Origin of the sequence: Nostoc piscinale CENA21 (assembly GCF_001298445.1) — a bacterium.
GTDB lineage: Bacteria > Cyanobacteriota > Cyanobacteriia > Cyanobacteriales > Nostocaceae > Nostoc_B > Nostoc_B piscinale_A.
On sequence record NZ_CP012036.1, the window covers coordinates 7,048,920 to 7,072,600 of the forward strand.

The following is a 23,681-nucleotide window of genomic DNA, read 5'->3' on the forward strand; positions in this document are numbered from 1 at the left end:
TGATAACATTTTTTACCCCATCTTTTATAGAATCAACAAGTCTTCTATTTCTTTGGTGTTCCCATAAAAGACTTGTAATTAACATATTTCTCAACGAGCATAAGTAATTCTGAATCATCAAATGGTTTTGTGAGATAATCTGTAGCGCCCACCATTCTGGCTCTGACACGATCAATAAAGCCATCTTTGCCAGTGAGCATAATAATTGGTACTAAGCGAAATGCCGTCGAATGACGCAGCATACTGCAAATCTCGTAACCATCAAGTTCTGGCATAGCGATGTCGCATAAAATTAAATCTGGTCGTAGTTGAAATACTAGTCCCAGGGCTTCTAAGGGTTGAGTCAGGGCGATCGCTTCATAACCATGTAACTTTAAAATTGACTCCACAGCCTCACAAATCGTAGTTGTATCATCAATGCAAACTATCCGCGGTCGATGGTTTTCTTCTCCTAACTCTGGTATCAATGTTTGGGAATGGTTTGTCGCCGCATCTACTAGTTGCAACCAACCTTGTACCACATAGGGATATATCGCCTTGGCAATTGTCAATAAATCTCGATTCAGGTAACGCGCCAGTTGTCGGAGTGATGTTTTGCCATCCGCCCAATGCTGTAATTTATTCACTGTTGCTTCTGGTAGAGAGGAGCGTAATTCTACCGTATCAACTAATACGGGTAATTGCTCCGGTGATTGAATTTGCGGATATAGGCGCTTCCATTCCTGGACTTGTTTGGTGATTCTGGCTACTAAAGGCGCAATTTCTAAACTTGTGAGTTGTGGTGCGAGGGCTGCCCCTTGGCGAAAAATAAAACTACCTTGGTGTAAACTCAACAAATCAAAAAGAGTTTCTTGCACAAGGCGCTGAATAATACTATGCGCTATTTTGGGGCTGATGATATTTCGCTCTAACAGCGTCCATAAATATCCATACTCTGGGACATTTTGGGTGGCTAGTGAAGTATTGTGCTTTTGATCTATTCCTGTCTCAACTCGGTAATGGCGTAAATAATCGTCAATCCGCGATAAATTACTATCACCCGCTTGACAATAAATAATTTGACCATTGATAAAAAAGACAAACCATGATTGTTTTCTATGATTTTTGCTATGACGATGTCTGATTGTCTCATCTAGATTGAGATGATCTTGCTTGTGAAAGCCAGCTTCCACTAAAAGCTGCCCAGTTCGCTGGCCTAACTCAATCAATTGCAAAATACTGCGAATATCAATTTCATTTAAATTTCCCTGCATTTAGCGCCACGCCACTCCTTGTTATATTCTTGACTTAAGTTTGCCCAGCAATTTTTTCTAGATTTCTCATAAGTAAAGTAAATTATTACTCACCAACATTCGCCATCTTATTTCTCCAACAACTAATGTCTATCAGGAGATACATTTAGCTATAAACCGTAAATTTTCGTAATACTGCTTGATAAACTTAGTAATCACACGGAAGTCATGATTACTATCATCAGTACAAAATATAAAGGCGCGACTCAATTGCAGCAATAAAATCTGATGACGTGAAATTTCATGTCTATCAATAGTTTTGTCTAGATTTTTTCCTACACCACGGTGAAATTAAGACAAACTCACATAAGTATATTAGGTATATCTAAAAACACGGACATTAAGTACGCAAGAGGACGAACGGTGTGCTGTATTTAGCAGAAGTACAAAAGCAGAAGGGCGGCTTACTTAGTGGTGGTTCTAAAACCGAACTAAAACTGCTAGCTTGTCAGCGAACCGACCAGAATTGGAGTACTGTGTCGGAAGAAGTGATTACCGCAGAAGAAGCCAGTAAATTAAACGATGGTGCATTAGTGCTAGTAGAACTGACTCCGAATCGCCAAGTGCAAAGGATTCAAGAAGCTGGACGGCCCTTGGTCAACATATTGCAAAATTTTTTCGCGGCAGCTAGAAAAATTTAAACTCAAGGAAGATGAGATTGATCAGTGGAAGCAGTCGCTAACATTTCAGGCGCAGGAAATGAATCGCCGAGAAATGGAAATGGAAGCACGCTTAGAACAGCTGCAACAACTAGAAGATGACTGTCAACGCCTGGAGGAACAGAAACAGGAATTTGATTCATCCCGTGAGGAAATTGAAAAGTTACAAGCTGAAATTGAGCGAAACCGCCAAGAATTAGAAGGTGCTTGGGAGCATCTACGTGGTGAACAGAGCCGCTTAGAAGAACGACAAGCAGAGTTCAAACAAGGTAATGTTTTAGATGCAGAACAAAGTCGGGTAATGAGTGATTTATTGAATCGCTTATCTAGCCGAGTTGCACCAACAGAAACTGTTAGAGAACATCTGCATTTAGCGTTAGAATTAGTTGAACAGCAGCAAGCAACTTTAAATCCGCATTGGGAAAAGTTAGAGCAACAAAAAACATTAGCCGCCCAACAGCAAGAAGAAGTTGAACGTTTGGCTCAGACTGTCAGCGATCGCCAAAACGAATGGCAACAAGCACATAATTCTTTAGAACAGCAAACGGCTCAATTAAAAGTTAATTTAGCCACTATTACCAGTAAGCAAGAATATGCTCGACTAGTCAAAGAGCAGTTGCAATCTCAAGAAGATTTATATCAAAAAGTGAATTCTCTAGCTGCTAGTTCTGGTGATATTCCTGGCGAGAAGGTTGATATAGAAGCATTAGAAAAAATGCCGTTAGATGAGCTACAAAAAATAGTTCAAGATTTAGTCAAAAAATTAGAAATTGACTCTAACTTTGTCCATGAGCAGGAACAAGAACTGCAATATAAACAAGCAGATATTACTGAATTAGAAAATAAACTCACTCAAGCTTCTGACCAGGATCATATCAATTTAGAAATGGAACTGGCAGATGAAAAAGACCATTATCAAATGCTGAATAAAACTTTAGAAGGTCAACGCCGGAGTTTATTGCAGCGTGATAAAGTGCTGAAGCAACATCAAAATGTCTTACTCCGCCGCCAAGGACAACCTGTCCCCAACATCGAAGAAGAAAACACAATTGATTTTGCGCCAATTTTGAAACAAGTTGATATTCAGCGACAACAACAATCTCAGGTATTACAACAAGTTGAACAGGAAATTGAGCAGATGCGATCTGCTATTGAGCTTGACCAAGGTATGATTGATAACCAAAATCATGATTTGTCACAAAAACAACAAGAAATCAAAAATCTCGAAGCCAATTTACAATCTTTGCGAACAACAGTGGCTGAATGCTGGGCGCGAGTAAATTTATATCAAGAAGCCTTACGACCGATTCAAGATTCTTTGGATGGTTTGCGTCAAAAACTGCAAGGAATTAATGATTCATTGGCGCAAGTTCAAGAAGTAAGTGATTATCAACTACAAACCATTAGTGAAATGCGTCAGACTCTGCAAAATATGACCTCTCAGCCGGAATTAATAGCGTCTTGAGAAGTCTGACGTATGAAAAATATTTTGGACTTTATCAAGTCTATTTGATGATAATCCAATCGCCTTGGATTTGAGCGATCGCACCACCAGGAAAGGGATCGGTTTGGGAACGGTTCGGGGCAATAATTAAAGCCGTTAATTTTTGAATATGCTCAAAATTAGGTGCGTCGGGTAAGATTTCTAATAATATCTGTCGCATCACCCGCCGTTGTAAAGTTATTGGTGCTGGTTTTAATATTTGACGATTCAATTTCAAAACATCCCCACTCCCCATAGTTGCTGCTTCCCTCAACTGCTGGGCTGCTTGTTCTAAATACTCGACATCTGCTTGCAAAAGTTCTGCTGTTTGGGCTAAAGCTGATTCTACTTTGGGGTTAAAGTTGGTTTGTAAATAGGGAATTAACTCTTGGCGGATACGGTTACGGGCGTACTTTACATTTTGATTGGTAGAATCTTCCCAAATATGTAATTGGAAATCTTGGCAAAATTGCCCTGTTTGTTGCCGAGTAATTTCTAACAACGGACGCACTAAAGTAACTTTTTCCGATAACGGACGTTGCCAAGTTAAAGCTTGTAAACCATCAGCGCCAGTACCACGCATTAAATTGTACAGCAGAGTTTCGGCGCGATCGCTGGCGGTGTGTCCAGTGACGATATATTGATAATTATATTTTTGAGCGATCGCATTTAAAATTTGATACCGCCAACCACGCGCCGCCGCTTCACTATTTACAGGTTCTTTGGCAGTTTCTAAATAAAAATCTACGCCCCAATTTTTAGCCAAATTTTCTACATGATACGCATTCGCTTGTGAATCATCACGCCAGCGATGATCGCAATGAGCAATACTGATATACCATGACCATTTAGGTTGTAAATCTAAGAGTAATTTAATTAAACACAGAGAATCTTGCCCACCAGAAACGGCAACTAATAGCCGTTCCTGATGTTTAAATAAATGACGTGATTTAATAGTGCGATGAATTTTGGCGTGTAAGGGAGTCCATACCATTTTGAATTATTAACCGCAGATGAAGGCAGATAATTGATAATTTTATCTGAGTTCATGTGCGGTTTTAAAACATAGAAATTATTCACAAAATATCAAATATAATTTCACCCCTCTTCAGAAGTGGAGAGGGGCTAAGACTATTAAAAAAACCAACCGTAAGAATGTAAACCTTTACCTAAAAGATTCACACCCAGATAACAAATCCAAACGACAACAAAGCCACTTGCCGCTAAAATTGCGGGGCGACGACCTTGCCAACCGCGGGTAATTCTAGCGTGGAGGTAAGCAGCAAAAACTAACCAAGTAATTAATGCCCAAGTTTCTTTCGGGTCCCAACTCCAGTAAGAACCCCAAGCTTCATTCGCCCAAACTCCACCAGCGATAATCCCAATTGTCAGTAGGGGAAAGCCTAAGCCGATGATGCGATAGCTAATATTGTCTAGAGTATCGGCAAGACTGAGACGTTGGGGTGAAAGAACTGCGGTGGTTGCTGTAGCTTCCGATGGTGCAGTTGTGACCAAGTTTAAAACGGCGGTATTACCGTTGTTAGTATTGGTTTCAAACCGACGGGCTGAACCGTTATTTTCGCTAACAGATGTTGCTGGTTGAGTAACTAGTTCACCTGCTTTGTGTAGGCGATAGCCGTTACTGCGGTAGCCACCAGTACCCACAGAACTGCCTTGTAATTCGATTTTTTGGCCGCGTGTCACCACTAAAAAAGCGATCGCTAATACTGAACCTACCATTAATGCAGAGTAGCTCAACATCATCACACTAACGTGCATCATCAGCCAGTTAGACTTTAATGCAGGTACTAATGGTTCTGCCGCTTGCATTGTTGAGGGTAAAGTTAGAGCAGCAAAGGCAGTGATACCCATTGCCACAGGTGTAGTAAAAACCCCTACTAAGCGGCTACGGGTGCCATTTTCCGCAATTAAATGAACTGCGGTAATTCCCCAAGTCAAAAAAAACAGTGATTCATACAAGTTACTCAGGGGAAAATAACCTGCTTCTATCCATCTTGCGCCTAAAAGGGTGGCGATACACAAATTGGCGATCGCCATTCCAGCTGTTCCTAAAGCGCCCAGTGCTGGTAAATTTGGAAAAGCCGCTCCTCCCCAGTAAACCAACATGGTGAGGAATAACACAGCAAATGAGGCATTATCTAGCCAGTTCTGGAGTACAACCAGATTCATACAGTATTCTCCACCGTTATTGCTTAAATTTGCGATTCTAACTATTTTGATCCTAACTTGAGTTTAATTAGAGACTCAGGGTAGATAGAATAAATTAATGTCACAATTATTAATTCAGCTCACACAATCAATATTCCGAAGTGCTGAGTACCAACCCAGTCTGCTCAGAGTTTTGAGTAATATAGTCTCAAAGTTCTCTGAGGATGCTGAAAGTTTAAGGTTTTGAACTACTAATGTTGGGATGATCCTCTGCGTTAGGTACAGTGGCTGAATTGGTCGATTTTTTCAGAGAGACAAAAATATCATAGCGAGTACTACGGCTGTCACTCACCGAGGTTGTTGCCCCAATGGAACGAGTCGCTTCTAAAAAAGTTCTTTGTTTGGGAAATAGAGTATTGAGGGTAAAGTTATTTACCATCCTTTCTATATCTATAAAAAATGCACTATTTGTTGGATTCAGTTCTGTCGGCACAGTGTTTTGATATGCAAGATTGCTGGCTAATGTGCTGCTTGGTTTAGGCACGATTTTATCGGTGACAGGAGCGCCTAAGACTATGAAAGCAGTATCTTGATCTAACCAACCGTGGCTGGCTGTTAAAGTGCCGAAAGGCCCAATCCAGTTAACAACGGGTTGACCTGCAACTGTTCCTGGTTGAATTTGGAATTGATATTGAGTTTTAATTACATCATCTAGCTTTTGGAGAGATGCTTCAGCTAATTTGCGATCGCTGGCTTTGATCATAAATACCAACCCGGCTCTAAAATCTCCTGGTGTGCCATTTTTTGGTACATTTGGAACCAGCGAGACAGCAAATTCACCTTTCATCCAACTGAGTAAATCTCGTTCCAAATCGAGATTCGTCAGCGATTTCACACCACTACGTAATTGTTCTGGAGATACGGGTGAAAGCGGATTTCCTTGGGATGTGAGAATATAGTCACCCCACAGCCGTTGTAAATTACTACCAGATAACATCATCAAAGTTTCTGCTGGCATTCGCTGCTGCATATTACCTGCTGAGTTATCAACCGACAGTAGACGCTGACTTTGAGGATTCAGCCAAGAAACGCCCTTTAAGCGTATTCCGTCTGATTCTAAACTAATCGCCCCCGCTAAACCTTGGTTATTTTGCAGTTGTGCCAAAACTTGGGCTGGTAAACGTCGATTTGGAGCTTTAGTAGCAATTTTGGCAGCATTGGGGACGTTGACGTAAAATTGAGCAAAAGAATTAGATTCAGAAATTTTGGGAAAATTATCAGCGAAACTGCCAACTGTTGCTAGGGATGTTTGATTTTTGTAGGCATCAATTGCCCGCTCTGTGGCTTTCGGGTTGTCGGTAATTACCAGGAAGCGTTTATCTAGTAATGTGGCGGAAAGGTTTGTCCCAAATTGCCCTTCGCTTTGTTTGATGGGGACTCCTTGATAGGTGCGGTCAATCCATTTCCCTGTTTTTAATGCTTTGGGCTGTGCCAAAATTTTTTGCGCTAACTCTGAGTTTTTGACAGGTAAAACCATCACCATTGACTGCTGACTGTCAGCCGCAACGCTATCGGTGGCTACAGGCTTCGGAGCCGGCTGATTTGTTTCGGGAGCTAAAATTGCGAAGGTAACTTCTTTGTCTACCCAAGGTTGAATATCTTGCTCAAAATTAAAACCATTATTAGTCAGAAAGCGATCGCGCAACTGAATTAAAGTTTGATTAAGTTGTGCTTGCGATTCTTTTGTGCCGAATTCCTGCAATTTCTGCCATTGTTTGGGATCTGTAGTCACAGAAGCAGCAAACAGTGCATCATTTGGAATAATATTTGCACCTACTAATAAATTTCCAGAAAAATGCCCTTGGCTGAACAATCTATAAGCTACTCCGCCACCAATAATTAATAAACCAGTAGCCGAGAGCGTCAGTGCCAGAGACGGTTTCTGTTTTTTCTTCATGGGAACAGACACAATAGGCAGCGCCATTGAAACCAATACCTCATACTTGCGAACTTTTTACTTGCTTGGTCAAGTAAACTTAAGCTTTTCCCTTCTTTTGGTCAGTTTGTCAACAATTTTCTCTACTCTGAACTTTTGCTGATACTTCGGTAATCAACCTTAGCTATTTTTTCTTTAAAAGTAGTGATTTTGTTGTTAGTTAATCTTTTTAACATGCTTTGCCCTATTTCGCAGGCAACTTTTCTATAAAAGTTTTCTTTTTGGGTCAATCTTAGTTAGAGAAGCTATTTAGCTATTTGAGTATTTCAACATGGATTTGGAGAATCAATGGTTTAACACAAGGTTAGAGCTAAGTAAAACTCTTACGCCCATACGTTCTTAAACCCTTACAACTACTCTTATCAGATGACCTTTCTGCATAAGTTCTCAACTTTATTCCAAGCATTATGAGGATATAACTAACTTCAAAAAGCTGCAAGTCGCCAGTAATTTGTAATTTTTACTACTTATACATCTTAGTTATTCTGTATTTAATCCTCAAAAATATAGCTGGAATGTGCTAATTTTTGAAATTACGATTACTGATGATTATTTGTACCAAAATTATCAAAACACAAATTTTGGTGATTTATGGATGTTTTGACGCTTAATAATAGCTAGATAGCGGTAATTGCATCAGCAATCTAGCTATTATTTTTAGATAAATTTAACTTTTGCCAATTCTGGTAAATTTTATTACTTGCTTAGGCTTGAATTTGACTGTGGCGATCGTCACAGTCAAATTCTACACTTTGCCATTCGTCACACTCAGATGCATCGGCCCCAAATACTTGGTTAAATACGGTGAGAAAACCTCATAAATCAACGTTAGCGGTTGCCCATGATGCCAAAACAAGTAATGACGACCCCAAAATGGCCCAGGCACATCAAAACCCGACTCTAACGCCGCTGAGTTTCCATAATAAATACCGCGGACATCTCGATACAACTCTGTGCGAAGACGGGCTAAACTCGCCCAAATTGGCAATGAACGATTTTGTAAATACTCATCTACATGGCTGGCTTCCCACCACGATGTCGCATAAGCTAATCTCTGCCCTGATGCAGTACGTAACCACACCTGGCGGCGAAGTCTCGGCCCTGGTACGGCTTGAATTAAATCAGGCGCATCATCTAAATCTGTACCAATCAATGACATATCAATCACATCTACTTCTGTTGGCTCACCCGTCAGCAATTCTAAATGCCTAGTCGGAGAACCATCGCCCAATAACAGCAGTTGCCAAGCAGGAGCCAACTGTGTGTGCGGCAAACTCTTTTGGATAACATCTTCGTCTCCTTGCCAAACCGGAGTCAGACGGTGCCAAGCTATTGGCAGCGCGGAGTTGCTTGTCAGAGTAAAAATAGCAGTCAATTTTATTTACAAAAGTTCATCTATTTCTATAAAAGCACAAAAAAAAGTCAATAGTTCAAAGCTCATAATCAGTAGCTAGGCATTGCTTAACTATTGACTATTGACTTATAGCTATTGACTAAATAATGCGGATGGCGAGACTCGAACTCGCAAGGCAAAGCCACACGCACCTCAAGCGTGCGCGTATACCAATTCCGCCACATCCGCGAGAGTTCACTGAAGAACTAATATAGCACAACAAAGTGATTATAGTAAGGTAATATCTAATTTTGCAAAATTTACCAAAATTTAAGTGAACATGTTCACAACTTTCCCGAAGGTGGATATCAGACTAACAGAAATGTAATAGCGCCACAAGTGATATTAAAAGGGGTATAGCTACTTTAAGATGTTCCGCCCTCACCACGGTCTCGTTCGGGAAACTGGCACAGACAAGCAGATATGAAGCTGTTAATCTAGTTAAGACCCGTAGAGGCTGCCTGGCAGTCCTGACCTTTGTGAAACTGCGAAGGGCGTATATATACTGCTCAGGATGCTGCTAAGAAAACTCTGATCGTTATTTGTAACCAAGTAAAAGCTTTGTTGCAAATCAGATAAGAGAAAATGTCAATCTACTGGTACTAATATCGAAACTCGAAAATGAAGTTTGACAAAATACTAATTGCTAATCGGGGAGAAATCGCCCTTCGTATTCTCCGCGCCTGTGAGGAAATGGGAATAGCGACTGTTGCGGTTCACTCCACCGTTGATCGGAATGCGCTCCATGTACAGCTGGCTGATGAAGCCGTTTGTATTGGTGAGCCTGCCAGCGGTAAAAGTTATTTAAATATTCCCAACATCATTGCTGCCGCTTTGACCCGGAATGCCACTGCCATTCATCCTGGTTATGGTTTTTTGTCAGAAAATGCCAAATTTGCCGAAATTTGTGCAGATCATCATATTGCGTTTATTGGCCCCACTCCCGAAGCAATTCGGTTGATGGGAGATAAATCTACAGCCAAAGAAACCATGCAAAAAGCTGGAGTGCCAACAGTACCGGGAAGTGATGGTTTAGTCGAGTCAGAGCAAGAAGGATTAGCACTGGCTAAGGAAATTGGCTATCCCGTGATGATTAAAGCCACAGCTGGCGGTGGTGGGCGGGGGATGCGCTTAGTCCGTTCTGAAGAAGAATTTGTCAAACTGTTTTTAGCTGCTCAAGGTGAAGCTGGTGCAGCCTTTGGTAATTCTGGCGTTTATATCGAAAAATTTATTGAACGTCCCCGCCACATTGAATTCCAAATATTGGCAGATAACTATGGCAATGTGATTCACTTAGGTGAGCGGGATTGTTCTATTCAACGCCGCAACCAAAAATTATTAGAAGAAGCCCCTAGCCCAGCCCTTGACCCTGACCTGCGCGAGAAAATGGGACAAGCGGCTGTTAAAGCTGCCCAGTTTATTAACTTTACTGGAGCAGGTACGATTGAGTTTCTCTTAGATCGGTCGGGTAGTTTCTACTTTATGGAAATGAACACCCGCATTCAAGTAGAGCATCCTGTCACCGAGATGATTACTGGTGTGGACTTAGTAGTCGAACAAATTCGAGTGGCTCAAGGCGAAAGACTCAGGCTAACTCAAGACCAAGTAATTTTGCGTGGTCATGCCATAGAATGCCGCATCAACGCCGAAGACCCAGACCACGATTTCCGTCCTGCCCCAGGACGTATCAGTGGTTATCTTCCCCCCGGTGGCCCTGGCGTGCGAATTGATTCCCACGTTTACACCGATTACCAAATTCCCCCCTACTACGATTCTTTAATTGGTAAGCTTATCGTTTGGGGGCCAGACCGTGCAACTGCTATTACCAGGATGAAACGCGCCCTGCGGGAGTGTGCTATCACTGGGTTGCCGACAACTATTGGATTCCATCAAAGAATTATGGAAAACCCACAGTTTTTACAAGGCAATGTTTACACCAACTTCATTCAAGAGATGAAGCTTTAGGGAATTAGTAAGTATAAAGGTAAAGGGAAGGCGTAAAAGGCTGAGAAATATCTTATTTTCAGTTGACTACCTGTCCCTTTCCTGTTCACGTACTCAGGTTAGTTGAAATTAATCGTAAGTCCCGTTAAGTACAAAATACTTTTTAATCAAAGGGACTACGGAATACGAAACCAAGGAAAAACAAACTGCCAAATTTAATCGTATTTTGCTCTGGGATATGTACTGTAAATTTTCATATGACTATTTTTTTTTCAATTGAGATCAAAAATAAATACATTGGTATTTCTGACATTCTTACAAGGCTATACAAAACTTATTGTCTGGGTATCGCATTGTCTTATTCCTATATTCATAAGCCGTTTTCTTGCAGCCGAAGTCTACCTAACTCTACCTTTGATAGGATACTCAGAAAAATCTCTGGCTTCAATGAAGGAAAGCCCTCACATTTCAACATAGAAAATGATTTGTTTGTGGCAAGTTTCCTTGGTATGAGCAATTCTGGAGATAATTCTGATTTCAATACAATATCCAATATCACAATTGATATAGCAAAAGTATTAGATAGTGTTTTATTTCAAAATATTGGTGAGTTAAAGAGCAGAATTGAGGATTCAATATCATCACTCAACTCAATTACTATTAACTTTTTAGTTACTGATAGAATATATAATGAAAAAGTTTCTGCTAATTTCCAAAAATTATTTGGCTTGACAAGTCTGGAAGACTGTCATTCAAGTGAGTTAGGCAAATCTTTCAGAGAGTTTGCATCAACAAGATATTGGCAGGCGAGGAGTAGGCAACCTGTGTCTATTCCTTTTAAGCAAGATAGAATTAGACTACTAGTACATATTCGTAGAGGCGATCGAGTTTGGGTTGAATTACCAGATAAGACACTGTTGATGCATGGAGATGAGTTATTGATTGTAGATAACAGTGTTAAATATTCAGAAAATAATTATATATTAAGCTCTTTATCCTCATCTCTGCCTAATAAGTTTAGAAAGCCTGTCTCTGTAGATGTGATTAAAGAAGTTATTGAACAACTTTTTATTGAGTATGGCAGAAGTGCTTTCTCTATGATTGTAATTTCCGATGGATATAAGAGGGCATATCAGGAGTTAAACTATGCACTCAGGTCGGGGAAAATTAAACTCTCACAATCTGAGAAAAAACAAGTAAATCTATTTTTCCAGCAACAACAGAAAGAGATTATAGATTTTGCAAAGTCTGTGAATGCTGAACTTATTTTAGGTGAAGATTCTAAGGTGAAATTTATGAAATCAGTTCATGCCGTTGTATGTGCTGACTTCATTATAAAAACGACTGGTGGCTTTACTAGCCTTAATCGACTGCTAAGAGTTCAAGACTCTCCCTCAGTATTTCTTGGCACTAGTGACTTGACCCCTCAAACTCTAGAAGTATTTCTGACTGAAGCAAGACACTTTAGAAAACCTTATGGAAGTTAGATCCGTTGCCAATACAAATAGTTGAATAAAGCTGACAGTAGCCGTTTTGGGTTAACGGCTGAGAGAGTTGCGATGCTAGTTTTAAGAGCGTTGGGGCTACGTTGCGATCGCCTGTTCGCTCCAAACATAATAAAGTTGGTGCCGGAAGTGCGATCACCAAATAAAGTTAAAAAGTTTTTAGTAAGCAATCCTCATAAATTGTAAAGGATCTAAACTGATTGGGCGTTTGCTACTATATGAAGTAAAAACCTCATAAAGTCTGTGACTTTGACAATTTTTGCATATCAACGCATACAAATAAGATTGTCAATGCCTGGGTTATTTGAGGTGAGTTGTCGTGTCCCAGTAGGGTTAGCGATAGAGGAAATTATTTTGATTGCGGAGTGCAGTCTTGAAGGCGAATGGAAAGGACAAGTAAGGTTTCTTCCTCTACGATAGGCAAGGAAGGATTGGGAACAATTTTGTACCTTTAGCAACGTACAAGCCGAGAGCGATCGCTATGAGTTACACTTGGCTGGATAGCGATCGCCCTTCCCAAATTTATGATCCATAATTGAGCGATCGCATCCTCCCCTATCGCCTAGCTGACATGAGACATCATTGTAATTAATCCTTGCTGACCTAAGAGAATTTCCCGCAGCAAGCTGAAAATCCCTACCCAAATAATTGGGGTAATGTCCACCCCGCCTATTGGTGGTACTAGCTTACGTAAAGGTACTAAAAATGGCTCAGTCGGCCAAGCTATGAGATTGAAGGGTAACTTATTTAAGTCGGCTTGGGGATACCAAGTCAGAACAATGCGGAAAATAAACAGAAATGTCATCAGTCCCAACAGGGGGCCAAGAGTCCAAACGGTCAAGTTAACACCAGTCATCTGTTTGCGCTACTATTTTTGAACAAAGAAAATTCTTAGAAGTTTAAGAAGAAAGTTTGAAGGTTTGTAAAGCGTATAGATATATTTTATGTCAAATGCCAGTCAAGCAATTTGAGATTTTGAATTTTAATTGACTCCAAAGATATGTAGCAGTAGCCAAGTTGGTTAGGATATCGATAAATAATCAAACTTAGACATCACAAAGCTTTTCACCCTGTCACTTGTCACCTGCTATAGCTGGCGACTTTTACCATTCCGCTAATATTGGTCACAATCAACACAAAAGCACCACTTTGGCTAAATATTAAGATTTCTAGAGATTTTTGTGAAAAAAAATTTCTGTCTAGTTACAGGAAATACTGAGCTATAAATATTCATCCCTAGCTCCCAGCCTCAATTATCTGGTTTTAAAGCTTATACCCAAAGGCTTCTCAAGGAAGTACTACACTATTAGAATTATGATGAAGTGTGTAAAAAAAGGTTGAGAACAATGACACCATCTTTAGCAAATTTTCTTTGGAGTCTGGCTTGGGGTACTGCGATCGTTGTTATCCCTACTACTGTTGGGCTAATCTTCATTAGCCAAAAAGATAAAATCCAACGTTCTTAATCTTTTGCTGAGTCAATTAGACTCTAAGACCAGTATTCTGTCAGCTAATTACCTAATTGCATTCACATTAGCAATCTTCCTTGTGAGGACAGGGTATACTTAGCTGACAGATATCAATTTTTTGGCTGACAATGATTAAAAAGCTTTAGACCTTCTGAGCCAGAAGCCATGAAGCTTAATTATATTGTGATTAATTAAAGTAGTGATTGTAATTGTGACTCGCTAACATAGATTGTGATATTGGGATAAAGAACAATGCTAAATTTTGGGCTGAACTCAGCCAGTGTTCTGGCTCAGGTCAATGTAGGGACGAACTCAGCCAGTATTCTAGGAATTTTCCTGGCTGTGGCTGGGGCAGCACTGTATTTTATGCGGACTGTACGCCCAGAACTTTCAAGAGATCAAGATATCTTTTTTGCTGCTGTGGGTTTACTCTGCGGCTTTATTCTGATTTTCCAAGGATGGCGGTTAGACCCGATTTTGCAATTTGGTCAATTGCTGTTGGTTGGAACAACGGTGTTTTTTGCGGTGGAAAGTATTCGCCTACGCAGTATCGCTACCCAGCAAGCCAAGCGAAACACTCCGATTGTGGATAGAGAACGGGAAGTAAGCGATAACTATTCATATAATAGGAGGTCGCGCAGAGACTATGAGGCTGAGGTAGAAGACGAGTACGAACCACTGCCTTATGAGGAAGAAGAACCTCCGGTACGTCCTAGAATTCGGGGTAGTAGAGATGAACGCTCATCTCGTGATGACTACAATGAGGAGCAGCCACCCCGCCGCTCAAATCGTCGTCCTACTAATGAACGGACAGACACAACTGATAAGAATCGTCGCCGGACTTCTACTCGTTCTACCAGCCGTTCGACTGAGAGATATGACGATGAAGAAAGTTGGGGTTCTCCTTCCACAAGACAGGTAGATGATTGGGAAAGTCCCAGCGACGAACCGAGAAAACCTGCGCGTCGTGGAAGTAACGGTACTCAGCGTCCTGAAAGTCGGGAAGATGATGTTCCAGCTAGACCAAGAAAACGTCGTCCACCTGCTGAGACAACTTCGCGCCGCGAAAGTGCAGATGATGATGTTATTCCAGCAGATTACGTTCCATACAAGCCAATTGACCAGTCTGATGATGAATCAGATAATTCAACTAATTTTGATGATGTCTAAAACTGTTGGGATGGATGTAAGCTAGAGGCGATGTAAAAAAATAACAGTAGAGGTGAAAAAATTTACGCCTATTCTGTGGCTCCAAAGACCGATTCATTGGAGCCTGATTTTTGGCTTAATCAGCTTACTTGTATCTTGTGGTGCCAGTGAGATTCCCCTGGGGCCGACTTCGTTAAATAGCCGTTACACAGAAGAACAACCGACGTTAAGTGGTAACGGTCGGTTCTTGGCATTTGTTTCAAATCGTAATGGTAGTCACCAGTTATTAATGTACGATTTGCAACAGCAAACATTTGTGAGAATTCCAGGTTTAAATCGACCAGAGACGATTAGTGAAAGCCCTAGCTTGAGCTATACAGGGCGTTATATTGTTTATTTAACTAGCGACCAAGGTAGACCAGTAGTAGCTCTTTATGATCGCGCCATACAACAGTCGCAAATTCTCACACCTGCCTATCGTGGCTGGGTGCGAAATCCTGGTGTTAGTCCTGATGGACGTTATGTTGTGTTTGAAACAGCCAGCCGTGGTCAATGGGATATTGAAGTTTTAGACCGTGGCCCGAATGTTGAATTAGATATTCCTAATGGGGCGGCGGTGGATGGGCCGACGAATTGAGGAGATATAGAGATAGGGGGGACAAGGAAGACAAGGGAGACAGGGAGATGAGGGGAAATTGACAAAGGACTAATGACTATTGACTAATGACCAAACGTACTATTTTTATCCCTATATTTGCTTGCTGTAGTTTACTAACTGGTTGTTTTGGCTATCCCCGGTTGGTGAGTTATCCGTTTGATCCGGGGGGACGAAGTATTAATAGTTTGGCTTCGGAATTAAGTCCGCAAACTTCTGGGAGATATATTGTTTTTATTAGCGATCGCCGGGGTAGCCAAGATGTTTATATGTTTGATACCCTGACGCGCAATTTAATTGATTTACCTGGTTTAAATGCTTTAGATACGATCGCCTCTCACCCTAGCGTTTCCCAAGATGGTCGTTATATTGTGTTTGCTGCTAGTCGTCAGGGGCGATCGGCGATTTTTTTATATGACCGCGAAACCCGTCAATCTCGCAATTTAACTAATAATTTGCAAGCCGAAGTTCGTCACCCGACTATTAGTGCTGATGGTAGCCGCATTGCCTTTGAGTCAAGTAATAACGGGCAGTGGGATATTTTAGTTTATGACCGTTTTGGGCGACCATTGGACATACCCCAAGATCCTCGATAAAAATAGGGAGTTGGGAGTTGGGAATAAGGTTTTAGATATAGGGTATGAGGGGTGGGAGGTGTGGGAGGATGGTGAAGAAATCTTTATCAAGAACAACCAACAAAAGCACAACAAGCTTTTGCTTTAGTAAGTTCTCTACTTTACGGCAAGGAAATGTACCTTCTTGCCCAAACTTTAGCAGCATTTCAATATACAAAAGAAATATCGACTATTACTACTCTGCAAATACCAACTTTCCCCCAAGAGCCTCTTTTACGTCCTAGCACTTGGAAAGCTCTTAAAAGTTTAGGTCGTGTAATAGAAGATATCCAGTTTGTTAACAAAAGTGTATCTCGTTCCGCGAGGTCTTTCGCTCTTAACCGTGCTTTAGGTGAACTTACAAGTATTCTAAAGACAGCCGATAACTTACCACAAGCTGAACGCGGTTTAATTGTAGACATTACCCAAACTTGGCAAGAAAGCCTATTACAAATTGCTGGTGAAATTGGAGAAATTTCCATCACTAAGCCTGTAAATAATCCTTATGTCATAGGTGACCCAGTGCAAGGTAATCTCTTTGTTGGCAGAGAAGATATCATCAGACAACTAGAAGAAATCTGGGTGATGGGTAATCAACTCCAGTCAGTGGTTTTATATGGTCACAGGCGTATGGGTAAAACTTCAATTTTGCTGAATGCGTCTCAATGTTTAGGTTCAGGCATCCAATTAGCTTACGTCAACCTGCTGCGGTTGGGAAATGTACCCCAAGGTGTGGGTGAGGTGTTAATAGCAATTAGTGATGAAATTGCTCAAACAGTGAAACTTCCGCCACCAAATGACGCTGATTTATTGAATCTTCCTTATAGAACTTTTGAACGTTATTTAAAACAGATAGAAACCAGTTTAGAAACTGGCTTAATTATTGCCTTAGATGAATTTGAGAAAATTGAGGAACTCATCGAAGCCGGAAAAATCCCTCCAGACTTTATGGGTTATTTGCGGGGGTTGGTGCAAATGAGTTCTAAAATTGCTTTTGCTTTTGCTGGGTTGCATACTTTAGAAGAAATGACCTCAGATTACTTTCAACCTTTTTTCGCCAGCATTATTCCTATTCATGTCAACTTTCAAGAACGTGCAGCTACTCGCCAAATTTTAGCTAACCCAGATGAAGATTTTCTCCTTGACTACACCCCAGAAGCTTTAGACGAAATTTATGCTTTAACTCATGGTCAACCATATTTAGTCCAACTGGTGGGATTTTATTTAGTGCGGCGCTACAATGACCAAGTATTTGAGCAAGGAAGACCCCGCGACCCTGTTTTTACAATTGAAGATGTAGAAGCTGTGATTAGTGACCCTGAGTTTTTCCAGCGCGGACGCTACTATTTTGATGGGGTTTGGGGTCAAGCGGCGCAAGGTGCAAAGGGTCAGCAGGAAATATTAAAGGTACTTGCACCTCAGCTAGAAGGGTTAAGTTTTGATGCGTTAGCTGAGTCTACAGGGATGAAAAGTGATAGCTTACAGGCAGCTTTAGATACTTTAAAGCGTCATGATGTAGTGGCAGAAATTGAGGGACGCTGGCTAATTATAGTAGAACTATTCCGTCGTTCTGTTGTGCGATGGAGAATAGGAGACTCGAACCCCTGACCTCTGCGGTGCGATCGCAGCACTCTACCAACTGAGCTAATTCCCCGCTACCAGAGTATTCTAACATTCACTTACCCTTGGCTGCGGTTCTTTGCCAGAAAAGACATTCTGCACTCGTTCAAGTTCTAAATCAGTCAAATAATCTACAGTCCAGTTACAGCAACGCTGAAGCATGTGGAAAGGATAGGTATTGGCTACACCTACAACTTTCATGTTGGCTAGTTTTGCTGCTTGGATACCTGCGGGGGTGTCTTCAAGGGCGATACATTCTTGCGGTTGCAAATTTAATTCGGGATATTGTAGGTTGAAGCGTTCCACGGCTAACAAATAACCATCTGGTTTGGGTTTACTAGTGGTGATGTCGTCACCTGCAACAATAACTGTAAAGTAGTCTGCGAGTTTGGCGCGGTTGAGTACTAATTCAATTTCTTTGCGGAGTGCGCCACTAACTAAACCTAAATGAAGATTTTGGGAACGCACTTGATAAATTAAATCTTCTACACCTGAATATATGGGCAGTTTCTCTAATTTCTCCAATTCCAGTACATAAGCTTCAGCTTTGCGGTGAAGTAGCTGGTTGAGATACTCTTCCGTGACTACTCTACCACGATTTGCCAGCAGTTCTTGAAAACAAGCGCGATCGCTCCTGCCCAAACAAGCCTGACGCTCTTGGGGTTTTTGGGGTTGGAGATTCTCATTCACGAGAATCTCATCGATTAATTGCAGGTGAATGCGTTCATCGTTAATGATGACACCATTAAAATCAAACAGAACTGCCTTTAAACTCATGCCGTTATGCCAAATACTGGAGATTCTAAACCCTCCAAATCATTATTATCTATTGTGTTGTCTATTGATCCCTGACTGTGCTGGCGGACTGTGGCTTGCTTTGCTGAACCTGTGATTAGAGTTGGTTTTATACCGCTACTTACTTGATGTATCCACCAAACATCTTCGGTGCGTACCCCTTGAAACCCCGCCGCACCCAGACGCGCATCTACACTATCAGCCGCATACTCATGAATATAGGGTTCCTCAAAGATATTATTCAGCCAATCTAACTGACGCAGGGTTTTTTGATTGCCATCTAAAATTAAAACCTGTCCCCCAGCTACTAATAACCGAAAGCTTTCTTGCAAAATTGCTTGGGTAACTGCACTTGGTGTTTCGTGAAATAGTAAAGACACGGTAACTAAATCAAATGAAGCATCAGGGAAATTAGTTTGCGCGGCGTTGCCATGTCGCCAGAGAATATTTAAATTGGCAGTTCTGGCTTTATCTTCTGCCCTGACCAGCATATATGGCGACAAGTCCAAACCAATCACTTCCGCTTGAGGGAAAGCTTGTTTTAACATCAAAGTGGTGGAACCCGTACCACAACCCAAATCAAGTATGCGCCTTGGTTGAACTTTCACCGCATCAATCAAAGCTTGACGCACCCAAGTTTCATTCGGTGGTAGGGCGTATTCCGTAATTGGGTCATAACTTACCGCCGCACTAGAATTGAGATATCCGCCTTTGATACCGTGAAAATTTTGCTTGTAGTACGCAGGAATTGTCACATCCGCAGAACGAATGCGATCGCCCTCTGTTTCCCAATCAATACTCAGCGCGTATCTTTGTAACTTCTCCTCATCAATCAGAAAACGTACTACTGGAGATAAAAAAACGTTCCCAGATGGTATCTTGCGCCGTTGCCATAATATCAATTTTGACCTGATTCACTAGTCATTTTATTGACAAATTTTAATGTATCTTGCCAAAATCTGCTTTGCTAACCAAGCACCAGGATTGACAGCCATCCAATTCTTGTATTACAAATATATTACAAGTAATATTATGCAGGCAATTTATCGAAACTCAATGCAAAACTTGATTTACAGCAGAATTATCACCATCCAATATATCTAAAACAACAAAATGCCTTACGAAAACTTAGAAATTAACACACAAACACCCGTTTTATCTTGGGCAAATCATCCTTTAGCAAAGGATGAAACCAAGATGGCGCAAAATGTGGCATCACTACCATTTGTATTTAAACATGTTGCTTTAATGCCAGATGTGCATTTAGGCAAAGGTGCTTTAGTTGGTTCTGTAATTGCTACAAAAGATGCCATCATACCTGCGGCTGTGGGCGTGGATCTTGGTTGTGGAATGTCTGCCATCAAAATGCCATTTAATGGCAATAAATTAGAAGGCAAACTTAAAAAAATTCGCCTCGATATTGAGGCTGCAATTCCCATAGGATTCAACGAAAATAAAGAAATTGAAAAATCAGTTACTAACTGGCAACGTTGGCATGATTTTCAAGATTTGCACCCTGGTGTGCAGGACTTAGAAAATAAAGCGATGAAACAAATGGGTTCTCTTGGCGGGGGTAAAAGATTGCCCCTTACTGTAGTAATACAGTAATCAAAACTCGTCCAAATCGGTGAAGGCTGAGATTGCTAATACCGAGGGAAGCGTTAAAACGCCCCGTAGAGAGCAGAGGGACTTGGGCATCCTAAATAGCTAATAATTTAGGATGAAGGTGTGCTCCGAACTATACCGAACAAGAAGGTATAGAATCAAGCAGAAATGACTTGATCGATTGCTACTTTCATTTATTGAAAGTGCTTAATAGAAGTCGAAATAGTGTAGAAATAAGGCTATGGAGACTCAATAAATTAAGCCAGCAATCAGTAACAAATTGAATCATTTTATTGAAGTGTGCCTTGATACAGAGAACCAAGTTTGGCTAATGTTACATTCTGGTTCACGTAATATTGGGAATAAATTAGCTCAATGTCACATTAATACTGCTAAAGAATTAGCCAAGATGGCAGGGAATAATTTACCTGATCCAGATTTAGCTTATTTTGTGGCTAATACACCAGAATTTCAGGCTTACTGGAATGATTTGCAGTGGGTGCAAGACTATGCACGTTTCAACCGCGATGTCATGATGATGCGTTTTAAGCACATTATTGAAAAACATTTGGCGGGTGGAAAAGTAACTAAGCCTTTATTGCAGGTAAATTGTCATCACAATTACGCTGAAAAAGAAGTTCATTTTGGCGAAGATGTGTATGTCACTCGTAAAGGAGCAGTCCGCGCCCAAACAGAAGATTATGGGATTATTCCTGGTTCAATGGGGGCGAAATCTTTCATTGTCAAAGGCAAAGGTAATGCTCATAGTTTCTGTTCTTGTAGTCATGGTGCTGGCAGATTATTATCCAGAAATAAAGCCAAAAATGTTTACACCCTTGATGACTTAATTGAACAGACTAAAGGTGTAGAATGCCGCAAAGATAATGATGTTTTAGATGAAATTCCAGGCGCTTATAAACCAATTGAGCAAGTAATGGAAAATCAATCTGATTTAGTCGAAGTTGTGGCGACACTCAAGCAAGTTGTGTGTGTCAAGGGTTAAAGTAGCCAGAACAAGAAAGTGGCGGGTATGAATCCTCCACTTTCTTGATAATGAATAGAAAATCTACACCACGGTTGAAAGATTGATTTTGACAATTAAATCATTAAAGTCGCGATCGCCACCACCAGATAAATCTTCAAAACCAAAAGTATTACTTGCTAATAAGCGAATGTGATCAATTTTGTCAGCATTAGCACCCAAAAACGGGAAATAAATTGCCGGATTATTATTTGGATTACTATCTAACAGTGCATCGGGACGACCATTCACAATAATAAACGGAACAAATATTCCCCCTGGTTGGAAAGTACCAGTAAAAGAGGCGCTACCTTGATTACTCACAGCCAAATCAATCCCCGCAACTCGATTACGCACCGCCGCTTCAATATAACCTGCTTGTCCTGTAAGTAAATCAACCTTGCCGTCACCATTGGTATCAATTCCCCCATTTTCATCAACTACCTGATAAAAGCCGACATAGTTGTCATAGGCTGCTTCTCTGTAAACAGAAAATTCGGCTTTAACGGCAGTTTTAACATCTCGTAAATCAATCAATTCCCCTTGGAAATTATTTTGCAGATTTGTACCCAAAGGTAAATCTTGATCTGTTTGCTGAATTTTCACTACTAAATGATTAAACTCTGTAGCATTGTTATTAAAAGGGTCTTTCCAACCTACAGAAAAAGCATTCTCACCCAAGTCAGTAATTTTTTGTGTGGTGACACTAGAAAACAGTAACTTGTTAATTAAGCCGGGATTGTTGCGTACAGAATCAAGGGTACCATCTGTCACTAATAAAAAGCGGAAATTCTGACTACTATCTAGTTCTAATATGCTGCTGAGATTGTTATAGTCAAAGCCTTTAGGGTTATTATTTAGCGCCGATAAAATCACCCTTGACCTGGTTAATGCTGCTTCGGCATAACCATTTGCACCAGGAGCAATACCATCAATCGTACCTTGAGCATCATCAACAGTAAATAAACCCAGTTCATTGACAACATTGGCACTACGTCCAGTCAACTGGACTTTTAGTCTAATTTTTTGATTTTCGCCTGACAAGAAAAAGACATCATCTTTGGGGTTAGTCAGTCCCGTTGTTTCATTTATCCCCACATTCACATTACGAGTAACAGCAACACTCTCGGCGGAGCCATCATAAACAAGAAAACTGATAGTGCGGATGCCAACGCTAGGGTTATTGCTGCTGTTGCGATATTTAATACTTCGTAGTGCTGCTTGATATTGAGCAACTGTGGCAGTACCACTTAAGGTTAAAAAACCATTATCGTAGTCGCCCTTTATGCCGTTTTGCTCAGTGAACTCAAGGATGTCTTCTAGGCTGTTAAAACCATCATTAATGCGAATTACGGCAATAGTTAAGTTAGGGGAATCAACATCGGTAACAGTAATGTTAGAGTCAATATTTATGCTGTTGTTATTAATATATTTAACAGCATTTTTAGTAGCAACCAGAACGGGAGCATCATTGACTGCAATCACATTAATATTACGAGTGGCAGTATTACTGGGCAAGTTATTTTTGACAGCAAAACTGATAGTGCGGCTGGCAGTACTAGGGTTATCGCTGCGGTTGCGATATGTAATACTTTGCAGTGCGGTTTGATATTGGTCAACGGTGGCAGTACCAGTTAAGGTTAAAACACCATTGCTATAGCTGCCAGTGATGCCGTTTTGATTAGTAAAGCTAAGAATGTCTTCTGTGCTGACAAAACCACTGGTAATGCTGACGGTGGCACCAGTCAAGTTGGTGGAGTCGGCATCGATAACTGTCAGGTTAGGGTCAATGGCTGTAGTGGCGTTTTCTGTGTAGTAGAGAGTGGTGTTAGTGGTAGTGATGACAGGAGCATCATCGACTGCACTCACATTAATATTACGGGTGGCAACATTACTATCTAAATAGCCATCATTGACGACAAAACTAATGGTGCGGGGGCTAATGCTGGGGTTATCGCTGCTGTTGCGATATGTAATCCGTTGCAGTGCTGCTTGGTATTGGGCGACAGTGGCAGTACCAGTTAAGGTTAAAACACCGTCGATATATTCGCCAGTGATGCCGTCGTTTTGGTTAGTGAAGCCAAGGATGTCTTCTTCCCCAGCAAAACCAGTGGTAATGCTGACTGTGGCACCAGTCAGGTTGGTGGAGTCAGCATCGGTAACAGTGATGCTAGAGTCGATGACTGTAGCGTTGGCGTTTTCGGTGTAGGTAAGAGGATTTTGATTGGTGGGAGTGATGACTGGGGCAACAGGTTCAGCAATTGCTAAAGTGGCACTGGGCGCAGCATTTAGCAGCACTGAGACGTTGTTGC

At 41.0% G+C, this 23,681-nt stretch carries 16 protein-coding genes, 2 tRNA genes and 4 pseudogenes; 10 read left to right on the plus strand and 12 right to left on the minus strand.

The window, feature by feature from the left end:
* Window positions 1–44 precede the first annotated feature (44 nt).
* Window positions 45–1,253 (minus strand): response regulator, encoded by a 1,209-nt coding sequence (locus tag ACX27_RS30325; RefSeq protein WP_062297989.1) that lies wholly within the window; start codon window positions 1,251–1,253, stop codon window positions 45–47.
* Between the two features lie 404 nt (window positions 1,254–1,657).
* Between ACX27_RS30325 and hmpF the strand changes: the two are divergent.
* Window positions 1,658–3,416: pseudogene (hmpF, locus tag ACX27_RS30330) on the plus strand (pilus motility taxis protein HmpF).
* A gap of 40 nt (window positions 3,417–3,456) precedes the next feature.
* Here hmpF and tilS read toward each other — a convergent pair.
* The 5 genes from tilS to ACX27_RS30355 form a co-directional block, all read right to left on the minus strand.
* On the minus strand, window positions 3,457–4,428 hold the full coding sequence (gene tilS / locus ACX27_RS30335; RefSeq protein WP_062297991.1) for a tRNA lysidine(34) synthetase TilS: 972 nt from the start codon (window positions 4,426–4,428) through the stop codon (window positions 3,457–3,459).
* 140 nt (window positions 4,429–4,568) lie between these two features.
* A complete protein-coding gene (ccsB, locus tag ACX27_RS30340; protein ID WP_062297992.1) occupies window positions 4,569–5,624 on the minus strand; it encodes a c-type cytochrome biogenesis protein CcsB in 1,056 nt (351 codons plus the stop codon).
* A 214-nt stretch (window positions 5,625–5,838) separates the two neighbouring features.
* On the minus strand, window positions 5,839–7,587 hold the full coding sequence (locus ACX27_RS30345; RefSeq protein WP_062297994.1) for a DUF3352 domain-containing protein: 1,749 nt from the start codon (window positions 7,585–7,587) through the stop codon (window positions 5,839–5,841).
* A 757-nt stretch (window positions 7,588–8,344) separates the two neighbouring features.
* A complete protein-coding gene (locus ACX27_RS30350) occupies window positions 8,345–8,974 on the minus strand; it encodes a chorismate lyase (RefSeq protein WP_062297996.1) in 630 nt (209 codons plus the stop codon).
* Window positions 8,975–9,100: 126 nt separating this feature from the next.
* Window positions 9,101–9,181 (minus strand) — tRNA-Leu (locus ACX27_RS30355).
* Between the two features lie 432 nt (window positions 9,182–9,613).
* Between ACX27_RS30355 and accC the strand changes: the two genes are divergently transcribed.
* The gene (gene accC / locus ACX27_RS30360; RefSeq protein WP_062297998.1) at window positions 9,614–10,957 is read left to right on the plus strand and encodes an acetyl-CoA carboxylase biotin carboxylase subunit; all 1,344 of its coding nucleotides are present in this window, start codon (window positions 9,614–9,616) and stop codon (window positions 10,955–10,957) included.
* A 464-nt stretch (window positions 10,958–11,421) separates the two neighbouring features.
* A complete protein-coding gene (locus tag ACX27_RS30365; protein ID WP_144427562.1) occupies window positions 11,422–12,423 on the plus strand; it encodes a hypothetical protein in 1,002 nt (333 codons plus the stop codon).
* Here ACX27_RS30365 and ACX27_RS32110 read toward each other — a convergent pair.
* Entirely contained in the window at window positions 12,420–12,611 is a 192-nt protein-coding gene (locus tag ACX27_RS32110) for a hypothetical protein (RefSeq protein ID WP_144427563.1), read from the minus strand. The genes ACX27_RS30365 and ACX27_RS32110 overlap by 4 nt on opposite strands.
* Window positions 12,612–13,003: 392 nt before the next feature.
* Window positions 13,004–13,297, minus strand: a complete 294-nt coding sequence (locus ACX27_RS30370; RefSeq protein ID WP_062298001.1) for a YggT family protein — start codon at window positions 13,295–13,297, stop codon at window positions 13,004–13,006.
* A 490-nt stretch (window positions 13,298–13,787) separates the two neighbouring features.
* Between ACX27_RS30370 and psbX the strand changes: the two genes are divergently transcribed.
* From psbX to ACX27_RS31415, 5 genes are all read left to right on the plus strand, one after another.
* A complete protein-coding gene (gene psbX, locus ACX27_RS30375; RefSeq protein WP_062298003.1) occupies window positions 13,788–13,907 on the plus strand; it encodes a photosystem II reaction center X protein in 120 nt (39 codons plus the stop codon).
* Between the two features lie 255 nt (window positions 13,908–14,162).
* On the plus strand, window positions 14,163–15,080 hold the full coding sequence (locus ACX27_RS30380; protein WP_062298004.1) for a Ycf66 family protein: 918 nt from the start codon (window positions 14,163–14,165) through the stop codon (window positions 15,078–15,080).
* A 52-nt stretch (window positions 15,081–15,132) separates the two neighbouring features.
* Window positions 15,133–15,696 (plus strand): TolB family protein, encoded by a 564-nt coding sequence (locus ACX27_RS30385; protein WP_062298006.1) that lies wholly within the window; start codon window positions 15,133–15,135, stop codon window positions 15,694–15,696.
* Between the two features lie 86 nt (window positions 15,697–15,782).
* The gene (locus ACX27_RS30390; protein WP_062298008.1) at window positions 15,783–16,310 is read left to right on the plus strand and encodes a TolB family protein; all 528 of its coding nucleotides are present in this window, start codon (window positions 15,783–15,785) and stop codon (window positions 16,308–16,310) included.
* 153 nt (window positions 16,311–16,463) lie between these two features.
* Window positions 16,464–17,936 carry an ATP-binding protein gene (locus tag ACX27_RS31415; protein ID WP_235526430.1) on the plus strand — a complete coding sequence of 491 codons (1,473 nt, stop codon included), beginning with the start codon at window positions 16,464–16,466 and terminating at the stop codon, window positions 17,934–17,936.
* Here ACX27_RS31415 and ACX27_RS30400 read toward each other — a convergent pair.
* The 3 genes and pseudogenes from ACX27_RS30400 to ACX27_RS30410 all read right to left on the minus strand — a co-directional run bounded on the left by ACX27_RS30400 (window position 17,910) and on the right by ACX27_RS30410 (window position 19,637).
* A tRNA-Ala gene (locus ACX27_RS30400) sits at window positions 17,910–17,982 on the minus strand. The genes ACX27_RS31415 and ACX27_RS30400 overlap by 27 nt on opposite strands.
* Before the next feature lie 14 nt (window positions 17,983–17,996).
* Window positions 17,997–18,725, minus strand: a complete 729-nt coding sequence (locus ACX27_RS30405; protein ID WP_062298011.1) for an HAD family hydrolase — start codon at window positions 18,723–18,725, stop codon at window positions 17,997–17,999.
* Window positions 18,722–19,637, minus strand: a pseudogene (locus ACX27_RS30410) (class I SAM-dependent methyltransferase). The gene ACX27_RS30405 and the pseudogene ACX27_RS30410 overlap by 4 nt, the downstream one beginning before the upstream one ends.
* A 219-nt stretch (window positions 19,638–19,856) precedes the next feature.
* Here ACX27_RS30410 and ACX27_RS30415 point away from each other — a divergent pair.
* Window positions 19,857–20,318 (plus strand): annotated as a pseudogene (locus ACX27_RS30415) (RtcB family protein); the annotation flags it as partial.
* Between the two features lie 313 nt (window positions 20,319–20,631).
* Window positions 20,632–21,351, plus strand: a pseudogene (locus tag ACX27_RS30420) (RtcB family protein); the annotation flags it as partial.
* Between the two features lie 63 nt (window positions 21,352–21,414).
* Here ACX27_RS30420 and ACX27_RS34570 read toward each other — a convergent pair.
* Window positions 21,415–23,681 (minus strand): DUF4114 domain-containing protein (locus ACX27_RS34570; RefSeq protein ID WP_470381956.1); only part of this gene is annotated, 2,267 nt, incomplete at its 5' end.

What these genes read in the sequence shown, in the direction of transcription:
- ACX27_RS30325 (WP_062297989.1), bottom strand. Translation starts at nt 1,253, where the DNA reads ATGCAGGGAAATTTAAATGAAATTGATATTCGCAGTATTTTGCAATTG.
- tilS (WP_062297991.1), bottom strand. Translation starts at nt 4,428, where the DNA reads ATGGTATGGACTCCCTTACACGCCAAAATTCATCGCACTATTAAATCA.
- ccsB (WP_062297992.1), bottom strand. Translation starts at nt 5,624, where the DNA reads ATGAATCTGGTTGTACTCCAGAACTGGCTAGATAATGCCTCATTTGCT.
- ACX27_RS30345 (WP_062297994.1), bottom strand. Translation starts at nt 7,587, where the DNA reads ATGGCGCTGCCTATTGTGTCTGTTCCCATGAAGAAAAAACAGAAACCG.
- accC (WP_062297998.1), top strand. Translation starts at nt 9,614, where the DNA reads ATGAAGTTTGACAAAATACTAATTGCTAATCGGGGAGAAATCGCCCTT.
- ACX27_RS30370 (WP_062298001.1), bottom strand. Translation starts at nt 13,297, where the DNA reads ATGACTGGTGTTAACTTGACCGTTTGGACTCTTGGCCCCCTGTTGGGA.
- psbX (WP_062298003.1), top strand. Translation starts at nt 13,788, where the DNA reads ATGACACCATCTTTAGCAAATTTTCTTTGGAGTCTGGCTTGGGGTACT.
- ACX27_RS30380 (WP_062298004.1), top strand. Translation starts at nt 14,163, where the DNA reads ATGCTAAATTTTGGGCTGAACTCAGCCAGTGTTCTGGCTCAGGTCAAT.
- ACX27_RS30390 (WP_062298008.1), top strand. Translation starts at nt 15,783, where the DNA reads ATGACCAAACGTACTATTTTTATCCCTATATTTGCTTGCTGTAGTTTA.
- ACX27_RS31415 (WP_235526430.1), top strand. Translation starts at nt 16,464, where the DNA reads ATGTACCTTCTTGCCCAAACTTTAGCAGCATTTCAATATACAAAAGAA.
- ACX27_RS30405 (WP_062298011.1), bottom strand. Translation starts at nt 18,725, where the DNA reads ATGAGTTTAAAGGCAGTTCTGTTTGATTTTAATGGTGTCATCATTAAC.